Raw genomic sequence first — 20,070 nt, 5'->3', positions numbered from 1 at the left:
CCCCTCCCGCCACCCCGCACCGTCCCCTCACGCCACGCCGCACCGTCCCCTCACGCCACGCCGCACCGTCCCCTCACGCCACGCCGCACCGTCCCCTCACGCCACGCCGCATCGTCCCCTCACGCCACGCCGCACCGTCCCCTCCCCGCAGCGCCCCGCCTTCACCCGCCGCGCCCTTCCCCGCCGTCCTCTCTCCGCCGCGCCGCGCCTTCTCTCGTCGCGCCGTCCTCTGTCCGCCGCGCCGCGCCGCGCCGTCCCCTCCCCGCCGCGATCTTGTGAGTTTGCGGTTGCCATGACGGCGCAGCCGCACACTTTCGCGTGTTCCTAACGCTTCAGCGCCTCTCGAAGCTGGCCGGCGACCATCGCGGGATCGGTGCGTAGGAGAAACGCGGGAAACCGGAGAATTCGGTCGCCTCGCACCCACACCCGGTTCTGCCGGAGCATGTCGGCAGCCCAATACCGAACGTCCATGTGATGCGCCCCGTCGATCTCGACGTGCAGCCGCGCCTCCGCCCAGTAGGCGTCCAGAAATCGCCGCCGCCCGTCCGCATCCAGCCGGAACCGCTGCTGCTCCGGAAGCGGCAACCTGAACCGCCGGCACAGGGCCAGCAGATCCAATTCGGACAGCGACTCCGCACCGCCCTCGACGTCCCCGATCGTCGTACCGATCAGGCGCCGCCGCCGGACCCGCGGCATGTCAGCAAGTACCCGCCGCAGCCCCGCCGGATGAACACGCCGCTGCTGACAGGCACTGACAATGATCCCCCGGGCTTCGGCGTCACTGTCCGCCCAAGCCGCCCCGTCGACGACCGCCCTGGCGACACCAGTACACGGCAGCCGCTTCCGGCGCCGATACCCACCGGCCAGAAGCGTGGTGCGGTGCACCCGGACCTCCGGCATGTCCGCAGGCAGCCCAGCGACCCGGCCCACCCTGCTCCGAGCGGCCGGGACAAGTACATCGATCGGCTCCAGCCGAAGCCCAGCGACACCACTGACAGTCGCCGCGCTGGCTCCCGAGAGACATGCCCCGTCGCCGGCGGCCAGCACAGCCACCCAGAGCTGCTGATCACGCCAGAGACGACCATTTTCGGACAACAACACCCCGCGACAGATAGCTCGCCACCGTCGCTGCGCAACATGAGTACGCACCGCAGCCCGACCGATCAACCCAACAGCCTGCCGAGCGCTGATCACACCCGCCTGCTCACAGAGAAGCCACTCAAGCTCACCGGCACCCGGCTCCGGAATAGGTCGCATCCCGGCACCCTGCCCAACCCCACCCCCGCCCGCCGACCCCCCTGTGGACAACCACCCACTGTGGATAACCCCAACTCCCGCCCCCGCCGGACTATGGCCCCCACCACAGCCCACTGACCACCACCTGCCAACCGCCGCCCGCCGCTCGCCGCTCGCCGCCCGCCCGCCGCTCGCCGCTCGCCGCTCGCGAAATCTTGTGCGCTTTCGGCTGCCTCAACGGCACAACCTCACAAGATCCAGGCAAGATCACGCGGGAGCTCGCCGCCCCCACCGAAACCCGTGCGGTTCTGGCTGACATGACGGCACAACCTCACAAGATCTCAGCGCGCCCAGTCAGCCGAGATCGCAGCGCGCCCGGTCAGCCGAGATCGCAGCGTGCCCCGGGCAGGCGAGCGGATGGCGGCAACAGCTCGCGGCGCCAGACACACGCCGCCGCGCGGCCGTCGCCCTTCTGCTCCCCGGGATCTTGTGAGCTTTCGGCTGCGGTGCTGGCGCAAACTCACAAGATCTGGGCGGGCACCCGCACACGCTTGCCGCCCCTACCAAAAGTCGTGAGTTTGCGGCTGTGGTGCCGGCAAAACCTCACAAGATCTCCACGAGCCCTGGAGCGGCAGGCGGCTATTCACAGGGGACAGCCGGGTGGCAGGAACGGTGACCAACTGGTACGGCCCAGCCCGGTGAGACGCGGGGAGGTGACGAGCGCCCCTGCCAGGCCCGACGCACCCCTGCCGGCCAGGCGCCGGTCGGCACGGCATGATTCGGCTCGGCACGGCGGGTACGGCACGGCACGGCCCGGTCGGTGCGGCCCGGCCCGGTGCGGCACGGCCCGGTCGGTGCGGCCCGGCCCGGTGCGGCACGGCCCGGTCGGTGCGGCACGGCCCGGTCGGTGCGGCACGGCCCGGTCGGTGCGGCACGGTGGGTGGAGCAAGGAGCGGTGGGTGGAACACGGCCCAGACCGGCGGGTGGAGCACGGCACGGTGGGTGGGGCTTGGGGCGGTGGGGTGGGCTACGGGTGGGTTGTGGAGGTGGGTCGGGTTAGGAGGGTTAGCTGGGCCTGCTTGTGGCCCATGTTGATTTCGGGGCCCAGGGTGAAGCCGTGGCGCTGGAGGCGGGCGATCATCTTGGTGTTGCGGATGTCGGGTTCGGCGATGATTCGCTGGTGGGACGGGGTGGTGAAGAGGTAGCGCAGCAGCGCCGGGAAGACGGCGCTCGTCACGTGGGGGAGGTCTCGGTCGCCGGCGTCCAGGAGCAGGTGCAGGCCGAAGTCGCCGGGTTGGACATCGTAGAGCTCGCCCACCGGATCGTGCTCCGGGTCGTATGTCTGGAAGATGCCGATCGGGCCGTCGTCCAGCAGCAGCAGGTAGGCGTGGTGGGTCTCCAGGGTGTCGACGAAGGCGTAGATCTCCTCGACGTCCTCGACCGAGTGGGAGGTCATGCCCCAGTACTGGTTGCGGGGCTTGGTCACCCAGCTGTGGACCAGTGCGGCGTGCGCGGACGGGTTCAGCGGGATCATGATCAGTTCGCCCAGGCCGGGCAGCTTCTCCGAGAAGACGATCATGATTCCTCCAGAACAGAGCGGTCCAGAACAAAGCGGTCCAGAACAGAGCGGTCCAGCACGAGACTGTCCCAGTCGGTTGTCAGCGGTACCAGGGATCCGGACGCCCAGAGCGGCAGCTGGTCCAGGAAGTGCGGCGACTCCGGGTCGCCATGGGCGCCGAAGGGTACGACCCAGCGGCTGCGCTGCCGATCGTTCAGGTCCCAGATGTAACGGGCTACCGGCCCCCGCACGCAGAGGTCGCTCACGCCGGTGACGCTGGACGTGTTCAGCACGCAGTCACGCGAGCCGGACAGCTCGACGCGTGGGAACTCGATGTCCAATCCGGACAGCGTGATCGGATACAGCAGGTGCCGCGAGCCCCACGTTTCAGCGCCGCCCACGACAGCGGGATCCACCAGGTCAGAGGGGTCCAGGCCCAGGCCGAGAAGCACCCCGTCCAGCGAGTGCCCGATCCGGCCTCGCGGGTCGATCCACGGGGTGAAGAGCGGGTCGTACCCGGGCTCCTCGAAAAGCGGCTTGAGCGACGGGAGCTCCCAGAGCGCCCGGGCCACCGACGAACGCCACGCCTCGTGCCGGCCGGCCTCCTCGGAGTCCGCCGCCATCGAGGTGTCCATGTGGATCAGGGCGGACGGCACACCCGCGTCGAGCAGCGTGCGGATCCGCGCGGCCCGGGCGGGCGGGGCGAAGTCGATGCCGTGCGCTTCCGAGTCGGTGCGGCGGTCGTTGGCGTTTACCGCTGAGGCGACTTCGGTACGCGTCATCGGCGCCCACCCCGGCCGCCAGGCGAAAGCCGGATCCCAGGCGGGCACCGGCACCCAGCGATTGCGATCGTCACGCACCGGCACTCGCCCGGCCGCGAGCTGCACGACCCGTCCGGTGTCGTCGGCGATCAGCACACTGTTGACCGGCTCGACCCAACCGGCGAGCGCGTCGGCCACCTCGTCAGCGGTGGTGGCCCGCATCAGCGGCAGCAGCGCGTCGAACCCGAGGTCCGAGCCGACCCGCGCCGGAGTCCGCAGACTGAGAACCGGACTATCGGGACTGGAGATCACCGGGCCACGAGCCGTCTCGATGATGTCGACCACTATCGGGTCGGCGTCGCGTACAAAAACGGTCTCTTGAAGGGTGAGGACCGGCTCCCAGCCGGCCGCGCCGCGGGCCTCGACCCCCGCTTCGGTCGCGCGAAGTTCTTCGATGTAGAGATCTTGGTAATCGGCCATCGCGTTGGTGATCGCCCAGGCGACCGAGCCGGCGTGGCCGAAATGCTGCACGCCGGGTACGCCGGGGAAGGTCAGCCCGGCGACGTCGAATTCCGGGCAGGCGAGGCGAATCTGCTGGTAGACGCCGGGGAGTTCGAGGAGCCGGTGCGGGTCGCCGGCGACGTGGAACGGCAGCGCCCAGGCGTTGCTGCCGGAGCCGTTCGGTCCCTCGATGGCGAACCACTCCACAGCGGAGGGTCCGAGGGTGCGCTCGACGTGCGCCCGCCACATCTTATTGGGAAATGTCCCGAAAAGGATGTGCTGGACCTGGAAGACGCCGAGCGACGACCAGGGCTGCCACTCGATACCGGTCGATCGGACGCCATCCGCATAAGCATCGAAAAAACCGCGCGTCTCGGAGGAAAGCGCGGCATAACACCGCCGAGCCGTGTCGTCCAAACGCGCACGACGCGCGAAAACGTCCCACTCCACCTCGTCAGCGCCCATGACCGACGCCAGTCGCCCCTCTGAGCGAAGCCGCTCCACCAGCACCTGCTGGCCCCGATCAGAAGCGGTCACCCGCCCCTGCAAGTAGGCCAGTTCGAGAACCGAGCCGGCTTGCAGGTGCGGGATGCCGTAATCGTCGCGATAGACCTTCATCAGGCGATCGGATTCTCCAGCTCACCCGCGTAGATCAGCGAGCTCTCCTGGTCGGCGATGTCCACCATCTGCAGGGTGTTGCGCAGCTGGAGCCGGTTCAGGCAGGAGTGCGCGAACGTCGGCCGCAGCAGGTCGAGCCGGGTGGCGATCGCCGGGTGGTCCTTCGCGTGCTCGCGGACGCAGTCGCCGGCGAGCGCCCAGAAGTCGGCCCACGGCAGCACGCCGTCGGTGTCGAGGATGCCGGCGAGGTGCCGCAGGTACCCGTCGAAGACGTCGGTGAAGAGCGCCAGCTCCTTCAGCTCGACCGAGGTGATCATGCGGATCCGCTCGACCTCGCCGGGCAGCGGCTGGTCGTTCATGACCGCCACCTCCTCGCCGATGTCCTTCATGAACACCCGGGTCGGCACGTGGTTCTCCAGCACCAGGATCAGGTTCTCGCCGTGCGGCATGAAGGCCAGATCATGCTGGAGCAGACAGTGCACAATCGGACGCAGGTAAGCGCGGAAGTACGTCGCCACCCACTCCGCGGCGCTCACGCCGGACTCCCGGATCAGCGCGGTGGCCAGGGCGTTTCCGTCCCGGTCGCGGTGCACCAGGCTCGCCATGGTGGCGAGACGCTCGCCTTCGGCGAGCATCGGAATCGGACTCTCACGCCAGAGCGCGGCAAGCATTTTTGTGTACGCACTAGGCGTGCCCGTCCGGTGATAGGCGTCCCCGACATACCCGGTGGCGGCGAGCTCACGCAGCACGCCGAAGCCGCAGGCACGCAGCTCCTCGTCGCCGTTCACGACGTCCGCGACCCACTGGTTGATCGGCGGCGTGGCCTGCATGTACTTCGGCGACAGCCCGCGCATGAAGCCCATGTTCTGCACGGCGATCGCGGTCTTCACATAGTGCCGGTCCGGCCGGTCGATGTTGAAGAACGTCCGGATCGACTGCTGTGCCCGATAACGATCAGCGCTCTCGTCGAGCGGGACGATCGCGCGGCGAGCCACCTCGGCAGCGAAGGTGACGGCGAGCTTGTGCTCCCACTGCCACGGGTGCACGGGGAGATAGCGGTAGTCGTCCGGGTTCAGCCCGCGCGAGCGCAGCTGACGCTCGTAGTGATCAAGGGTGTCGCCGAACTCCGCCAGATAGTGAGCGCGCTCGTCGCCGTCGTACACAAAGATGCTCTCGCTCTTGAGCACCGCGACCCAGCGCAACCGCACCGGTTTGCCGGCCTCCGGCGCGAAGGCCGCGTGGTCCTTCAGACCGAAACCGATCCGGCCGTTGTTTGCCACGAAGCCGGGGTGGCCCTCGGTCATCGCCGACTCGATCGTCTGGAAGTCGGCGTGCACGAGCTCGTCGGCGGTCTCCCGCCGGTGGGTCAGCTTCCAGGCGGTGCCGGCCAGCGTCGCGGAGATCTCCTCGAGGTACGTGCCGAGAAGCTGCGTCGGGATGCCCAGGGTCTCGCGAAGCCCGGAGATGAAGTCGAGCGCGTCGAGCGAGCCGTCCGACGCCAGCGATGCCGGGTCGACGATCCAGTGCTCCATCGGGAGCCGACGCGCCGTAAAGGCAATCTGCCCGAATTCATAGCGATCGTCACCGAGGGAGACCGGCGCGATCAGCCGCTCGTGACTGAACTCCGCGATGGCCTTCGCGATCAGCTGCCGGTTGGCGATCTCGAACGCCGCCGGGTTCAGGTGCGGCACGCTCATCTCGTACGCGGCCCGGGTGCAGAAACTCAGCCGGGCCGTCTTGTCGTGCAGCTCGATGTGCCGCTCCTCGACGAAGCCGGCCTCGGCGTTCTTCCGGGCGATCGCCTCGTTGCGCACGTCCGGCTCGACGACGACGCGGTCGACCTTCGAGTCGGCGAAGCAGAAGTCCATCACCGCGCGGAACACGGCCGACGTGAGCCCGGACCGCTTGGGTGAAAGGTCAGGCGCAGGCGGCGCCACCAGCACGTGCATCCCGAGATCACCGGGACGCACGTCGTAGTGCGACGCCAGCTCGCTGTGCGCCGGCTCGTAGGTCTCGGCGAGGAACAGCGGCGTGCCGTCGTCGTCGTACCCGAGCCACGCGTGGTGGTGCGGGTTGCCGGCGATCTTCTGGTACTCCTCGCGCACTCGCGCGGGCGTCGCACCCTGCAGGCCCCAGTAATGGGACCGGGGATGGGTCACCCACGTGTGCAGAAGGTCCAGATCACGATCAAGATCCAGGGGTACGAGGTTCATGAGGTCACCAGTTGACGGGGGATGTCGGCGGTGGGGGCGCCGAACTGCTGGAAGGCGACCGATTGCTCGATCTGGTAGATCTCGCGTCCGGTGATGCCCTTGAGGATCACCGAGTTGCGGTACGGGCCCATACCGAGGTCGGGCGCGTTGACGCTGTGCGTGTGCTCCTCGGCGTTCTGCACGAACACCTCGTTGCCGGTGACGTCAATCGCGTAGTCGACGGCGACGTCGAAGCGGCCCCGGGCGTCCCAGCGGATGCGGTCCCGGACCGGTTCCAGGAAGGACGGCACCCGGGGCGCGTACCCGGTCGACAGGAGCAGGCCCTGGGTCTTGGCGGTGAACGAACGGTTCTGCTCGGCGTGGTGCAGCGCCAGGGTGTAACGCTGCTCGGCCTCATCCCAGATCACGCCTTCGAGGGCGGTGTTGGTGAGCAGGGTCGTCGGGACCTGCCCGTGCAGACTCTTGGCGTAGAGCGTGTCGTAGATGGCATCGACCAGGTCGGCGCTGATCCCCTTGTAGAGGTGACGCTGTTCGCGGCCGAGCCGGTCACGCACCTCCATGGGCAGCGCCTGGTGGTACCGGATGTACTCCGGCGAGGTCATCTCCAGGGTCAGCTTCGTGTACTCCATCGGGAAGTACCGCGGCGACCGGGTGATCCAGCTCAGGTGGTACCCGTACGTCTCGATGTCGTTGAGCAGATCGAGGTAGATCTCGGCCGCGCTCTGCCCGCTGCCGACGACCGTGATCGAGTCGAGGGCCTGCAGCTTCTGCTTGTTCGGCAGGTAGTCGGCGCTGTGCACGTACGGCCCCTGGTCGACGGCGGCCGGCACGCGTGGCTCGGTGCCGATGCCGAGCACCAGCTTGCGGGTGCGGTACGTCTCGCCGGCGGTGTGCACGACGTACGCCTCACCGTCGTGGGTGACGGTGTCGACCCGGGTGTTCCACTTGATCGACGGCAGCTGCCGGGCGACCCACTTGCAGTACTCGTTGTACTCGGCCCGCAGCGGGAACCAGTTCTCCCGGATGTAGAACGGGTAGAGCCGGCCCACCTGCTTGAGGTAGTTGAGGAACGAGAACCGCGATGTCGGGTCGGCCATGGTGACCAGGTCGGCCATGAACGGCACCTGGATCGTGACGCCTTCGAGCATCAGTCCCGGGTGCCAGTCGAACTCGGGCCGCTGCTCCAGGAAGACGCCGTCCACGTCCGCCAGGTCGGCGGTCAGCGCCGCCAGACCCAGGTTGAACGGTCCCACGCCGACAGCGACGAAGTCATAGGTACGCATCAGGCCATCACCGCCGCGGTCGGTTCGCTGGTGAGCCGGTGCGCGATGCCCCGGATCAGGTCCAGCACGTCCTTCAGATTGCCCATCGTGGTGTTCGGGTTGAGCAGCGTGAACTTCAGCCAGTAGTGCCCGCCGACCGTGGTGCCGGCGACGATCGCCTGGCCGTCCCGGAAGAGCTCCTGCCGCAGCCGTGGCATCAGCTCGTCGCAGGCCTCGACGCTCAGGCCCTCCGGCCGGAACCGGAAGAGCAGCGTGCTCAGCGTCGGCTCGGTCAGCACCTCGAAGTCCGGGTCGGTGAGCAGATGTTCCCAGGTCTCGTGCGCCCGGTCGACCACGGTGTCGAACATGTCGCCGATCTGCTCCGAACCGATCGTGCGCAGCGTCATCCAGAGCTTGAGCGCGTCGAACCGCCGGGTCGTCTGCAGGCTCTTGTCGACCTGGTTCGGCACGGTCGCGGTACGCGGGTTCAGGTAATCGGCGTGCACCGCGATCCGGCGCATCGTCTCGCCCCGGCGGACCACGATGGCGCTGGAGCTGACCGGCTGATAGAAGCTCTTGTGGTAATCGACGGTCACCGAATCGGCCTGCTCGATGCCTTCGAGCAGGTGCCGGCGACGGGTGGAGACGAGCAGACCACATCCGTACGCGGCATCGACGTGGAACCAGATGCCGTGCTCCGCGCAGATCGGGCCGATCGCCTTGACCGGGTCGATCCGGCCGAGGTCGGTGGTGCCGGCGGTGGCTACTACGGCCATCGGGATGCCGCCGTCCCGGCGTACCCCATCAATAGCCGCAGCCAGCGCGCCTGGATCCATCCGTCCGTCGCCGTCGGTCGCGACAGCGACGACGGCGTCCGCGGCGAGTCCGAGGATGCCGGCCGATTTACCCACGCTGAAGTGGCTCTCGGTGGTCGCGAAGATCCGCAGGCGCGGGATCGCGACCTCGCGTGGCTCGCTGACGACGGCGAGGGCCTCCTCGCGGGCCAGCAGCATCGCCTGGAGGTTCGACTGGGTGCCACCGCTGGTGAAGATGCCGTCGGCGCCCGGGCCGAACCCGATGCGGCCGGCGGTCCAGTCGATGAGCCGGCGCTCGATCAGGGTGCCGGTCGCGCTCTGGTCCCAGGTGTCCACCGAGGAGTTGACCGCGGAGATCAGGACCTCGGCGCTGAGGGCGGGGATGGCTACGGGGCAGTTCAGGTGCGCTACGTACGTCGGCTCGTGGAACCAGATGGCGTTGTCCAGATAGAGCCGAGCGACCTCGTGCAACGCGGCGCCGGTGTCACCGAGCGGACGGTCCAGGTCGACAGCGTCGACCTGTTCCTGAAGTTCGGTGACCGAAGCACCGGAGTACGGCTGCCGCACTGTTTTCACCCGGTCGGCCAGCAGTGCTGACGCGTGCCACACGCCCGACGTATAAGCGTCGAGTGTGGAACCGGAGAACAGGTGCGGGGACGCGAACCCCTCCAACGTGGCCTCCATTAATAAGGTAATCCTTACCTAACTAAACGGAGGCTAACTGCCGGGACTCACGTTGGAAACCTGAGCAGGTCGCGTCGGGGGGCGACGGCCGGTTCCCGCGCGCCCGAGACCGGCCGCGACCAGCGCATCGACCTCCGCAAGATTCTTCCGGGAGTGAGGGGTGATTCATCCCACAATGCGGGTAAGGAGCCCACCGCCTAGGACGGTGGACTCCTTTTGATCCCGGCGTGCTCTCGGTTGGATCGCTCAGAACGCCGTCAGCGTGATCCCGGCCGCCTGCGGATCGCCGTCGTGCACGAGCGACTCCTGGTTCTGCACGTCGTCGAAGGCGAACGCGTACGCCTTGCCGTCGACCATGTTCTGGTGGATCACCCGGGCGTAGACGTTCGTGACTTCACCCTGGTAGAAGTCGGTCGCGGTGCCGCTCGGCTGGGTGTCCAGCCGGCCCAGCGTGGTCCGCTGGAGCGCCGCGCACAGGGTCCGCGCGATCGGTCCGACCACCTGGTCGTTCGGTGCGCCGAGAGCGCCGTCGCACCCCCACACGTTCGCCGTCGAGGGCTTCGTGAACGACGCCACGGTCCGGCCCGCCGTGTCGGTGAAGTTCAGGACATTCCCGGTGGTCCGGCCCCGATATTTCACACCCGGTTGATCGGTGAACGGGATGACGGTCAAAACCTTGCTTTGGTACGCGTTCCAAGCTCCCGTGATGAAACCATCGAGATAGGTCGGGCTCATCAGGCCGGCGTCGGCCGCCTTGCCCGGAGCCAGCACCCGCAGGACCGTGCCGTCCGAACCGGTCACCACACTCTTCGCGAACGCCGGGTCCGCCTTGATCGTGTCGATCACCCGCTGCCGTCCGCCGGGCTTCACCTCGCCGGTCTGGCTGCTGGCGCTCTTCCCGGTGACGCTGACGATGTGCGGCACCGCGAACATGTCCACCTGCGAGCTGTTCAGCCAGAGACCGGAGTCGTTGAGGGTGAACTCGCTCCAGTCGAAGAGGATGTCGCGGTTCGGGTCGCCACCGGCCCACGGCGCCGGCTGGACCAGGCCGTCAGCGGTGAGCCGGAAGTCCAGCTTGCTGCCGAACGAGAAGTAGATCCGGCCGGACAGGTTCTCCGGGATCTGGATCGTGGTGCTCCTGCCCTTGGCGGGCCCCGGGATGGAGACGTCCGGGGCCGGAACCGGCACGGTGCCACCACCGGTCCACGGGGTGAACCGGCCGGTGGCGTCGGAGTAACCGAGCTTGCCGGTGGTCAGGTTCGTGCCGAGGACATAGAGGTGGACGGCTTCGTCCCGGCCGCTGTCGTTGGTGAAGGTGACCGGGAGGAGTCCTTCGGTCTTGACGGGATTTGTCGGATTTGCAGTGCTTTGGCTGGGGACCGCAGTGGTCGGCGCGGCAGTCGGGCTTGCCGGGCTTGTCGGGTTTGTCGGCGAGGCGGTCGGGGTCGTTGTCGCTTTGGTCGGCACCGCGGTCGGCACTGCGGTCGGCACCCCAGTCGTCGGGGCGGTCGTCGGCACCGTCACCCCATTGCACGCGATGCCGTTCAGCGTGCAGCCGGTCGGCTGGGCGCCCGCGCCGACGAAGCCGAACGTAACCGTGCCGCCCACCGGAATCGCGCCGTTCCAGGAGCGGTTCGTGAAGGTCCGGTGGCTTCCGGAAGCAGCCATATCGGCCTCCCAGAAACTGCCGATCGACGAGCCGGCCGGCAGGTCGAATTCGACTTTCCACGACGACATCGCGGACGCGCCGGTATTGCTGATCGTCACCTCGTCCTGCCAGCCGCTCCCCCAGTCGGAGACCGTGCGTACGCTCGCCGTCGGCGCCGCGGCCGAGGCCGGCAGGGCGATCCAGGCGGTGCCGAGCGCGGCCGCGGTCGCCGCGGCGGCAAGGAGGAGACTTCGTTTCCGGGGCATGGGGGTGCCACCCTTCGAAGGGGAACGTTGGGGAACGCTCACCATTATTCAAAGGGCGGCACCGCGAATGCGCGCTGTTTAAGGTCGCTTTAATGTCCAATATGCCGGACGTTTTTCGCCACCGCGGATAACAGTTTTTCTAAGCGCGGGTGAAGCGGATCGCTGACCAGGAGATCCGGGGCAGGGTCAGCGTCGCGGCGCCGCCGTCCAGCGCGACCCCGGTGAGCGGCTGCATGGTGACCCGCTCCGGGTCGTCCTTCGTGTTGACGGCGCGGACGTCGTCGTCGGTCAGCGTCCAGGCCTCGGCCACGGTCAGGTCCGTGCCGAACGCCGTCAGGTCCACCGCGAACTCGACGGCCCGCTCCTGGTCCCGGTTCACCGCGAAGACGACCACGTCACCGGTGGCCGGGTCGTGGGTGGCGACCGCGTCGATCACCGGGGCCTCGCCGTACTTCTCGGTCGCGTAGACCGGGCTCTGGATCTCCAGGCGCAGCACGTCGCCCTTGGCGAGCGCCGCGGTACGCGCGAACGGGTGGAAGATCGTCTGCCGCCAGGCCGGCCCGCCCGGCTCGGTCATGATCGGGGCGATCACGTTGACCAGCTGCGCCTGGCACGCGGCGGTCACCCGGTCGCTGTGCCGCAGCAGCGAGATCAGCAGGCTGCCGACCACCACGGCGTCCGCCACGTTGTACTGGTCCTCGATCACCCGCGGCGCGACCTCCCACTCCTTCGGCAGCGGCGCGCTCTGGAACCGGGACAGGTACCAGACGTTCCACTCGTCGAACGACAGGTTGATCTTCTTCTTGCTCTTGAGCCGGGCGCCGACCGCGTCCGCCGTGGCCACGATGCTGTTCACGAAGTGGTCCATGTCCACCGCGCTGGCCAGGAACGAGCCGAGGTCGCCGTCGTGCTCCTCGTAGTACGCGTGACAGGAGACGTAGTCGACCAGGTCGTACGCGTGCTCCAGCAGCGTCGACTCCCAGGAGCCGAACGTCGGCATGATCGAGCTGGAGCTGCCGCACGCGACCAGTTCGAGATCCGGTTCGGCCGAGCGCAGCGCCCTCGCCGTCGCGGCGGCCAGCAGGCCGTACTCCTCGGGGGTCTTGTGCCCGGTCTGCCAGGGACCGTCGAGCTCGTTGCCGAGGCACCAGAGCTTGATTCCGTACGGCTTCTCGGCGCCGTTGGCGCGGCGCAGCTCGGAGAGGTGGGTCCCCTCCGGGTGGTTGATGTACTCGTGCACGTCGAGTGCCTCCTGCACCCCACGGGTGCCGAGGTTCACCGCGTACATGATCTCGACGTCGGCCTTCTCGGCCCACTTGGCGAACTCGTCGATGCCGACCTCGTTCGTCTCGATGCTGCGCCAGGCCAGGTCACGGCGGCGGGGCCGGTCGGCGACCGGGCCGATGCCGTCCTCCCAGCGGTACCCCGAGACGAAGTTGCCACCGGGGTAACGGACCATCGTGACGCCCAGCTCGCGGGCGAGGGCGAGCACGTCGGTACGGAACCCGTCCTCGTCGGCGAGCGGGTGGCCCGGCTCGTAGATACCGGTGTAGACGCAGCGGCCCATGTGCTCGACGAACGAGCCGAAGGTCCGGCGGCTGACCGGCGCCACGACGGACGCCGGATTCAATGCGACACGCGCACGGAGCATTGTTGTTCCCTTTACCAAGAAGAAGAGGAGATGCGCGGGTTACTTCACAGAGCCGAGAGTCAGGCCGCCGCGCCAGTACCGCTGCAACATCAGGAAGGCCACGATCAGGGGGACGATCGCCACGAGGGCACCCGTCACGATCACGCTGAAGGTGGCTCCGGCGCCGTTGCCCATGATCGCCGACATGTACCAGGTGCGCAGTCCCACGGTGAGCGGGTAGAGCTGGTCGTCGCTCAGCATCACCAGGGGCAGGAAGAAGTTGTTCCAGGACGCGACCATGCTGAACAGCAGCACCGTGACCAGGGCGGGCCGCATGGCCGGCAGCACCACGCTGCGGAAGACCCGGAACTCGCCGGCGCCGTCGATCCGGGCCGCCTCAAGCATCTCGTCCGGGATCGAGTCGGCCACATAGACCCGCAGCAGGTAGACACCGAACGGGTTGAGCAGCGACGGCAGGATCACCGCCCAGATCGTGTCGACCAGGTTGGCCTGCGACATCAGCAGGTACGTCGGGAGCACCAGCGCCGTCGCCGGCACCATGATCAGCCCGAGCAGCAGCGCGAAGAGCTTGTTCCGGCCCGGGAAGCGCAGCTTGGCGAAGGCGTACCCGGCCAGTGCCGAGACGACTGTCGCGCCGACGCCGCTGACCGCCGCGTAGAACGCCGAGTTGCGCAGCCAGATGAGGAAGACGCCGTCCTGCCCGGTGAACACCTGCTTGAGGTTCTCGAACAGGTGGAAACCGGAGAACCACAGCGAGTCCGACTGGAACAGGCCCTGGTTGTTCTTGGTCGCGGCGACCAGCAGCCACCAGAACGGGAGCAGGAAGTAGACCGCCATCAGACCCATCACCACGTGGGCGGCGACGCTGCCTTTCTTGCTGTTCATTGCAGCGCGCTCCGTTTCCGGGTGGCGAAGAGGAAGATGTACGACCCGATGAAGACCACCGCGCCGAGCAGGAACGAGATCGCCGCCGAGTAGTTGTACTGCTGGAACGAGAAGGCCTGGCCGTACGCGTACATGTTGGGCGTGTAGTGCTGGGTGATCGAGCCCGGGTTGAGCGGCTGGAGGATCAGCGGCTCGGTGAAGAACTGCAGGGTGCCCATGATGGTGAAGAGCGTCGCCAGGACCAGGGCCGAGGAGATCATCGGCGTCTTGATCCGCAACGCGATCTGCACCTCGCTCGCACCGTCGATCCGGGCGGACTCGTAGATCTCCTTGGGCAGGCCCTGGAGTGCCGCGTACAGCACGATCATGTTGTAGCCGGCCCACTGCCAGGTGACGATGTTGCCCAGCGACGCCAGCACCGTGTCGCTGGCGGTGAAGTCGATGCCCAGCCCGGCGAACGGGCCGACGCTGTCGCTGTAGAGGAAGCCCCACATCAGGGTGCCGATCACCACCGGCACGGCGTAGGGGACGAAGGCCGCCAGCCGGAAGAACCGGGAGAACCGGGAGGTGGCCGAGTCGATCAGCAGGGCCGCCAGCAGCGCGAGCCCGATCATCACCGGAGTCTGGATCAACCCGAAGATCAGGACCCGGACCACGCCCTCACGGACCAGCGGATCATTGATCGCCTGCTGGTAGTTGTCGGTGAACGCGAAGACCTCACCCTCGATCAGGGTGGACCGGTAAAGGCTGATCTTGAACGCGTACGCCAGTGGGAGCAGCAGGAAGGCGATCAGCAGCACCACGAACGGCAGGACGAACAGCCAGCCGGTGGCCGCCTCCCGCAGGTGGGTCGCCCGCCGGGTGCTCACCTTCGGCGAGGGGCCCGCGGCCGCCGGAGCGGCCGCGGGGGAAGTCTGTACCTCGGTCATTACTGGACCTTGAAGCCCTGCTGGGTGGCGTAGGTCTTGACGTTCGCCTGAGCCGTGTCCAGCGCCGCCGACCATGCGGTCTTCTTCTCGATCGCCTGGCCCAGGTTGGTGGTCAGCTGGTTGAAGTTGTAGCTGTTGAACGGGCTCCAGGCCAGCGGGCCGATCGCCTTGTAGGCCGGGACGAAGACCTCGTTGACCTTCTGGCCGCCGAAGAAGTCGTACTCCTTGCTGAGGAAGGCCTCCGACTCGAGGATCGGCGTCGCGGTCGGGAACAGGAACGCCTTGTCGATGCCGATCTTCCACGCGTCGGTGTTCTTCGCGCCGAAGATCTCCATGGCGACCTTGGCCGCGATGTCCGGGTACTTGGCCTGGTCGGTCACCGCGAACGAGGAGCCACCCCAGTCGCCCTGAGCGTTGGCGCCGGCGGTCCACTGCGGCAGCGGCGCGACCTTCCACTTGCCGGACGCGCCGGCCGCGTTGGCCTGGATGTAGCCGGGGCCCCATCCGGCCGCGAGGTACGTGGCGTACTTCTCGGAGTTGAGACCGGCGTAGAAGTCGGTGGTGTGGAAGGCGGTGTTGTCGGCGAGACCGCCGTTGACCATGCCCTCCCAGTAGTCGAAGACCTTCTTGGACTCGGCGCTGTTCAGGTTGACGCCGATCTTCGACGGGTCCGCGATGTCATAGGCGTACGGCTGGGCGCCGGCCTGCCACTGCAGACCGGTCATGAAGCCACCGTCGTTGGCACCGAAGTCGGTGATGAAGCTCTTGCCACCGGACGCGGTCTTCAGCTTCTCGGCCTGGGTCTTGTACTCATCCCAGGTGGTCGGCACGGTCAGCTTGTACTTCTCGAAGATGTCGGCGCGGTACATCATCGCCATCGGGCCGGCGTCGACCGGGATGGCGTAGACCGAGTCACCCGTGCTGACCTGCTTCCACGCCCAGTCGACGTAGTCGGCCTTGACGTCGTTGGCGCCGTACTTGCCGAGGTCGACCAGGTGCTTGGTGAGCTGGAAGGTGGGGATCTCCTGCAGCTCCAGCTGCACCACGTCGGGCGCGCCCTTGCCGGCCTTCAGCGCGGTCTGCAGCTTGGTGTACTGGTCCTGGCCGGTGCCGGCGTTCGTCCACTCGATCTTGACGTCGGTGTGGGTGGAGTTGAACTGGTCGACGACGGCCTGGAACTCCGGGTACCACGCCCAGACCTTGACGGTCACGGTGCCGGTCGGTTTCGCGGTGGCCGTCTCGTCGTCACCGCTGCTGCTGCAGGCGGTCAGGGCCAGCGCGGATGCAGCGATGGCCGCCACAACCGATCGCCGACTGACCCGCCGTGCGCTAAGTTTACTGACGTTCACTGGGTCCTCACAGACAAGTAGTTGCGTATCCAGTTGATCAGTTCTGAGTCCTTTTCAGGGCTCGGAGAGCCGGTCTCCGGTGCTGGCACACCGGGGGTCGGCCAAAAAGCCGAACTTCGCACGCCAAACGGTTATCCACGGTCCGGCGGGCACTGTTGCTACGCTTTTGCAGCGCTGCAAAACACAGCATGCACGGACGCCTGTACGTCGGCAAGGGGTAACCTGCCGGAAACTTGGGGCGGGCAGAGGGGGGCACAATGCGTCGAGAAGTCACTCTGCGTGACGTCGCGGAGCTGGCCGGCGTATCAAGCCGAACCGTCTCCAACGTGGTGAACGGTTATGCCAACGTCACCGAACGTACGAGAGAGCGCGTTCAACGCGCGGTCGAAGAACTCGGGTACCGGCCGAACGTCCTCGCGCGGAACCTCGCGCAGGGCCGATCCGGGCAAATCGCGGTGGTGGTTCCGTACCTCGACACCCCGTACTTCTCCGAGTTGTTGCAGAGCGTGATCCGTGCGGCGAGGATCAGCGGCTATAACGTTTTGATCGATCAGACCGACGGCGACGCCGAGCACGAGCGCGGTTTCATCGCGCACGGATCGCGCCGGCTGCTCTTCGACGGCGTCATCTTCAGCCCGCTCGGCCTCGACCAGCGCGCCCTCGCCGACCGTGACCCGGCCCTGCCGCTGGTCATCCTCGGCGAGCGGGCCAGCGACGGCTCGTTCGACCACGTCGGCATCGACGACGTGGCCGCCTCCCGGCAGGCCACCGAGCACCTGCTCGACCTGGGCCGGCACCGGGTGGCCGCGATAGGCGACCAGCCTTACGCCACCGGCGAGGCCGCGCAACTGCGTACCCAGGGCTTCCGCGAGGCGCACACCGCGCGAGGCCTTTCGATACGCGAAGACCTGATCATCGGCACAGCGCGGTTCAACCGGCCGGACGGCGCTCGGGCCATGGCCGACCTGCTGGACCGGGGAGATCCGCCGGACGCGGTCTTCTGTTACAGCGACCTGGTGGCCCTCGGCGCGATCCACACGATCCTGGCGCGCGGCCTGCGGGTGCCCGAGGACATCGCGGTGATCGGGTACGACGACATCGAGGACGGCCGGTACTCGAACCCGACCGTCTCCACGATCTCGCCGGACAAGGAGTGGATAGCGACCACGGCGGTGGAGCGGCTACTGCTGAGGATCGGCAGCAGCACACCTCCACCAGGGCTGGAGCTGCGTGCCCCGCACAAACTGATCGTGCGGGAATCCACTACTGGAAGAGCTTCGCGGCCGTGATCACGGTCTGCACGATGCCGTAACCGAGCATCACGCTGACCAGGGCCCAGGAGACAAATAGCCTCATACCGCCGCCACCTCTTCCTTTTCATGAACGTCAGCGGGCACCGGGCGAACCAGCAGGTTGGCGACGAAACCGACCGCGAGCAGCCCCACCATCGTGAACAGCGCGGGCCGGTACGCGTCGGCCGTCAGCGTGCCCGGCTTGCCCTGCGCGTCCAGGAAACCGTTGATGATCAGCGGTCCGGCCACCCCGGCCGCCGACCACGCGGTCAGCAACCGGCCGTGGATCGCGCCGACCTGGTACGTCCCGAACAGGTCGCGCAGATAGGCCGGGATGGTCGCGAACCCGCCGCCGTAGAACGACAGGATCAGCCCGGCCAGCAGCACGAACAGCGGGATCGCGGAGCCGCCGAAGACCGCCAGCAGCGTGTAGAGCACGATGCCGCCGCCCAGGTACAGCATGTAAATCGGCTTGCGGCCGATCAGGTCGGAGGTCGACGACCAGACGAACCGGCCGGCCATGTTGAACAGCGACAGCACCCCGACGAAGCCGGCCGCCGCGGTGACCGCGACGCTCGACGTGCCGCCCTCCCGGAAGAAGTCCTGGATCATCGGGCTGGCCTGTTCCAGGATGCCGATGCCGGCCGTGACGTTGCAGAACAGCACGATCCAGAGCAGCCAGAACGACCGGGTCCGGATGGCGTTGGCGGCTGAGACCTGCGCCGTGGTGACGAGCGGCTTGGCCTGGACCGACGCGGGGTCCCAGTCCACGGGGCGCCACCCGTCGGCCGGCACCCGGATGTTCACCACGCCGAACATCATGATCACGAAGTAGCCGACGCCCAGCGTCACGAACAGCGCGGTCAGCGCTTCACCGCTGGCCACCGATGTCGCGACGTTCGGGTCGTACCCGCTGTCGTAGAACGACAACAGCTGCCGGGACAGCGGGCCGGCGATCAGCGCGCCGCCGCCGAACCCCATGATCGCCAGTCCGGTGGCGAGGCCGGGACGGTCCGGGAACCACTTGATCAGCGTGGAGACCGGCGAGATGTATCCAATGCCCAGTCCGATCCCGCCGAGTACTCCGTACCCCAGATAGAGCAACCACAGCTGGGTCGTCGCGATGCCGAGCGCGCCGACCAGGAAGCCGGAAGCCCAGAACGCGGCGGACACGAACATCGCCTTGCGGGGCCCGTTCGCCTCCACCCAGGTGCCGCCGAGCGCGGCGGAGAGTCCGAGCATCACGATCGCGATGCTGAAGATGACACCGATCGCGGTCTGGCCGGTGTCGAAGTGCTGGACCAGGGAGTTCTTGTAGACGCTGGTGGCGTAGACCTGGCCGATGCAGAGGTGGACCGAGAGCGCGGCGGGCGGGATGAGCCAGCGGCTGTAACCCGCCGGAGCGACGGTGTGCTCGCGATCGAGAGCGGAGAGCAGAGCCATGGCGGCGGCCCTACCCATCGTCGTCGGTCGATAAACCTTCCTGATCGGCCCAGTCCAGCAGAGTCTCCAGAGAGAACGCGCGGTCGTCGATGGCCGCGTGCAGATCGCCCAGCTCGGCGAAGCGGGCCGGCACCGTGCGGATCGTCAGGTCACCCGGCTCGACGTCCGGGATCTCGTCCCAGCGCACCGGCGTGGAGACGGTCGCCGACGGCACACCCCGCACCGAGTACGCGCTGGCGATGGTGTGGTCCCGCGCGTTCTGGTTGTAGTCGATGAACAGCGCTTTCGGGTCCCGGTCCTTGCGCCACCAGGTGGTGGTCACGTCGTCCGGCGCCCGTTTCTCCACCGCGTGGGCGAAGGCCAGCGCCGCCCGCCGCACCTCGGAGAACCCCCAGCGCGGCTCGATCCGGACGTAGACGTGCAGGCCCTTGCCGCCGGACGTCTTCGGGTAACCGACCATGCCCAGCTCGTCGAGGACCTCGTGGACCACCCCGGCCACCTTGCGGACCGTACCGAACGGGCAGTCCGGCATCGGGTCCAGGTCGATCCGCCACTCGTCGGGTTTCTCGGTGTCGGCGCGCCGGGAGTTCCACGGATGGAACTCCACGGTGGACATCTGGACGGCCCAGATCACGTCGGCCGGCTTGGTCACGCAGAGCTCGTCGGCGTGCCGGTTGTAGCGCGGGAACTTCACCCGGACCGTCTCCAGCCAGGGCGGAGCGCCGTTCGGCACCCGTTTCTGGTGCACTTTCTCGCCAGCCAGGCCGTCCGGGAAACGGTGCAGCATGCACGGCCGTTCCCGGAGCGCCCGGACGATCCCGTCGCTCACCGCCAGGTAGTACTCGACCAGGTCGAGCTTCGTGGCGCCGAGCTCCGGGAAGTAGATCCGGTCCGGGTTGGAGACCCGGACGTCATAGTCGCCGACTTCGATGACGGTGGCTTTACCGGCCATCCGTCGA

15 protein-coding genes are annotated in these 20,070 nt (G+C 67.7%); 1 reads left to right on the top strand and 14 read right to left on the bottom strand.

Going from position 1 to position 20,070, the window contains the following annotated elements; genetic code table 11:
* Positions 1-324: 324 nt before the first annotated feature.
* From B0I29_RS46905 to B0I29_RS25485, 11 genes are all read right to left on the bottom strand, one after another.
* Complete coding sequence (locus tag B0I29_RS46905; protein ID WP_245972728.1) at positions 325-900, bottom strand: endonuclease domain-containing protein; 576 nt, start codon at positions 898-900, stop codon at positions 325-327.
* A 1,363-nt stretch (positions 901-2,263) separates the two neighbouring features.
* Positions 2,264-2,815, bottom strand: coding sequence for a GNAT family N-acetyltransferase (locus B0I29_RS25530; protein ID WP_221402028.1), 552 nt, complete (start codon positions 2,813-2,815; stop codon positions 2,264-2,266).
* A complete protein-coding gene (locus tag B0I29_RS25525) occupies positions 2,812-4,674 on the bottom strand; it encodes a penicillin acylase family protein (protein ID WP_111651586.1) in 1,863 nt (620 codons plus the stop codon). The genes B0I29_RS25530 and B0I29_RS25525 overlap by 4 nt, the downstream gene beginning before the upstream one ends.
* A complete protein-coding gene (locus B0I29_RS25520; RefSeq protein ID WP_111651585.1) occupies positions 4,674-6,887 on the bottom strand; it encodes a GNAT family N-acetyltransferase in 2,214 nt (737 codons plus the stop codon). The genes B0I29_RS25525 and B0I29_RS25520 overlap by 1 nt, the downstream gene beginning before the upstream one ends.
* On the bottom strand, positions 6,884-8,170 hold the full coding sequence (locus tag B0I29_RS25515; protein ID WP_111651584.1) for a lysine N(6)-hydroxylase/L-ornithine N(5)-oxygenase family protein: 1,287 nt from the start codon (positions 8,168-8,170) through the stop codon (positions 6,884-6,886). Before B0I29_RS25515 ends, B0I29_RS25520 begins: the two co-directional genes overlap by 4 nt.
* A complete protein-coding gene (locus tag B0I29_RS25510; RefSeq protein WP_111651583.1) occupies positions 8,170-9,648 on the bottom strand; it encodes a pyridoxal phosphate-dependent decarboxylase family protein in 1,479 nt (492 codons plus the stop codon). Before B0I29_RS25510 ends, B0I29_RS25515 begins: the two co-directional genes overlap by 1 nt.
* Positions 9,649-9,894: 246 nt before the next feature.
* Positions 9,895-11,562 (bottom strand): beta-1,3-glucanase family protein, encoded by a 1,668-nt coding sequence (locus tag B0I29_RS25505; protein WP_111651582.1) that lies wholly within the window; start codon positions 11,560-11,562, stop codon positions 9,895-9,897.
* 139 nt (positions 11,563-11,701) lie between these two features.
* Positions 11,702-13,213 carry an arabinosylfuranosidase ArfA gene (gene arfA, locus B0I29_RS25500; RefSeq protein WP_111651581.1) on the bottom strand — a complete coding sequence of 504 codons (1,512 nt, stop codon included), beginning with the start codon at positions 13,211-13,213 and terminating at the stop codon, positions 11,702-11,704.
* Between the two features lie 39 nt (positions 13,214-13,252).
* Positions 13,253-14,098 carry a carbohydrate ABC transporter permease gene (locus B0I29_RS25495; RefSeq protein WP_111651580.1) on the bottom strand — a complete coding sequence of 282 codons (846 nt, stop codon included), beginning with the start codon at positions 14,096-14,098 and terminating at the stop codon, positions 13,253-13,255.
* Positions 14,095-15,027 (bottom strand): carbohydrate ABC transporter permease, encoded by a 933-nt coding sequence (locus B0I29_RS25490; protein WP_111651579.1) that lies wholly within the window; start codon positions 15,025-15,027, stop codon positions 14,095-14,097. Before B0I29_RS25490 ends, B0I29_RS25495 begins: the two co-directional genes overlap by 4 nt.
* Positions 15,027-16,328 carry an ABC transporter substrate-binding protein gene (locus B0I29_RS25485; RefSeq protein ID WP_181557966.1) on the bottom strand — a complete coding sequence of 434 codons (1,302 nt, stop codon included), beginning with the start codon at positions 16,326-16,328 and terminating at the stop codon, positions 15,027-15,029. Before B0I29_RS25485 ends, B0I29_RS25490 begins: the two co-directional genes overlap by 1 nt.
* Positions 16,329-16,633: 305 nt before the next feature.
* On the opposite strand from B0I29_RS25485, the gene B0I29_RS25480 reads away from it, so the two are divergent.
* Complete coding sequence (locus B0I29_RS25480) at positions 16,634-17,665, top strand: LacI family DNA-binding transcriptional regulator (RefSeq protein WP_111651577.1); 1,032 nt, start codon at positions 16,634-16,636, stop codon at positions 17,663-17,665.
* Here B0I29_RS25480 and B0I29_RS47845 read toward each other — a convergent pair.
* The 3 genes from B0I29_RS47845 to ligD are packed head-to-tail and all read right to left on the bottom strand — an operon-like array spanning position 17,640 to position 20,063.
* On the bottom strand, positions 17,640-17,732 hold the full coding sequence (locus tag B0I29_RS47845; RefSeq protein WP_425452337.1) for an MFS transporter small subunit: 93 nt from the start codon (positions 17,730-17,732) through the stop codon (positions 17,640-17,642). The genes B0I29_RS25480 and B0I29_RS47845 overlap by 26 nt on opposite strands.
* Complete coding sequence (locus B0I29_RS25475; protein WP_111651623.1) at positions 17,729-19,105, bottom strand: OFA family MFS transporter; 1,377 nt, start codon at positions 19,103-19,105, stop codon at positions 17,729-17,731. The genes B0I29_RS47845 and B0I29_RS25475 overlap by 4 nt, the downstream gene beginning before the upstream one ends.
* 16 nt (positions 19,106-19,121) lie before the next feature.
* Entirely contained in the window at positions 19,122-20,063 is a 942-nt protein-coding gene (gene ligD / locus B0I29_RS25470) for a non-homologous end-joining DNA ligase (RefSeq protein ID WP_111651576.1), read from the bottom strand.
* Positions 20,064-20,070 lie beyond the last annotated feature (7 nt).

Source organism: Actinoplanes lutulentus (genome assembly GCF_003259845.1).
Lineage (GTDB): Bacteria > Actinomycetota > Actinomycetes > Mycobacteriales > Micromonosporaceae > Actinoplanes > Actinoplanes lutulentus.
This window is presented reverse-complemented; position numbering and strand designations above follow the sequence as displayed.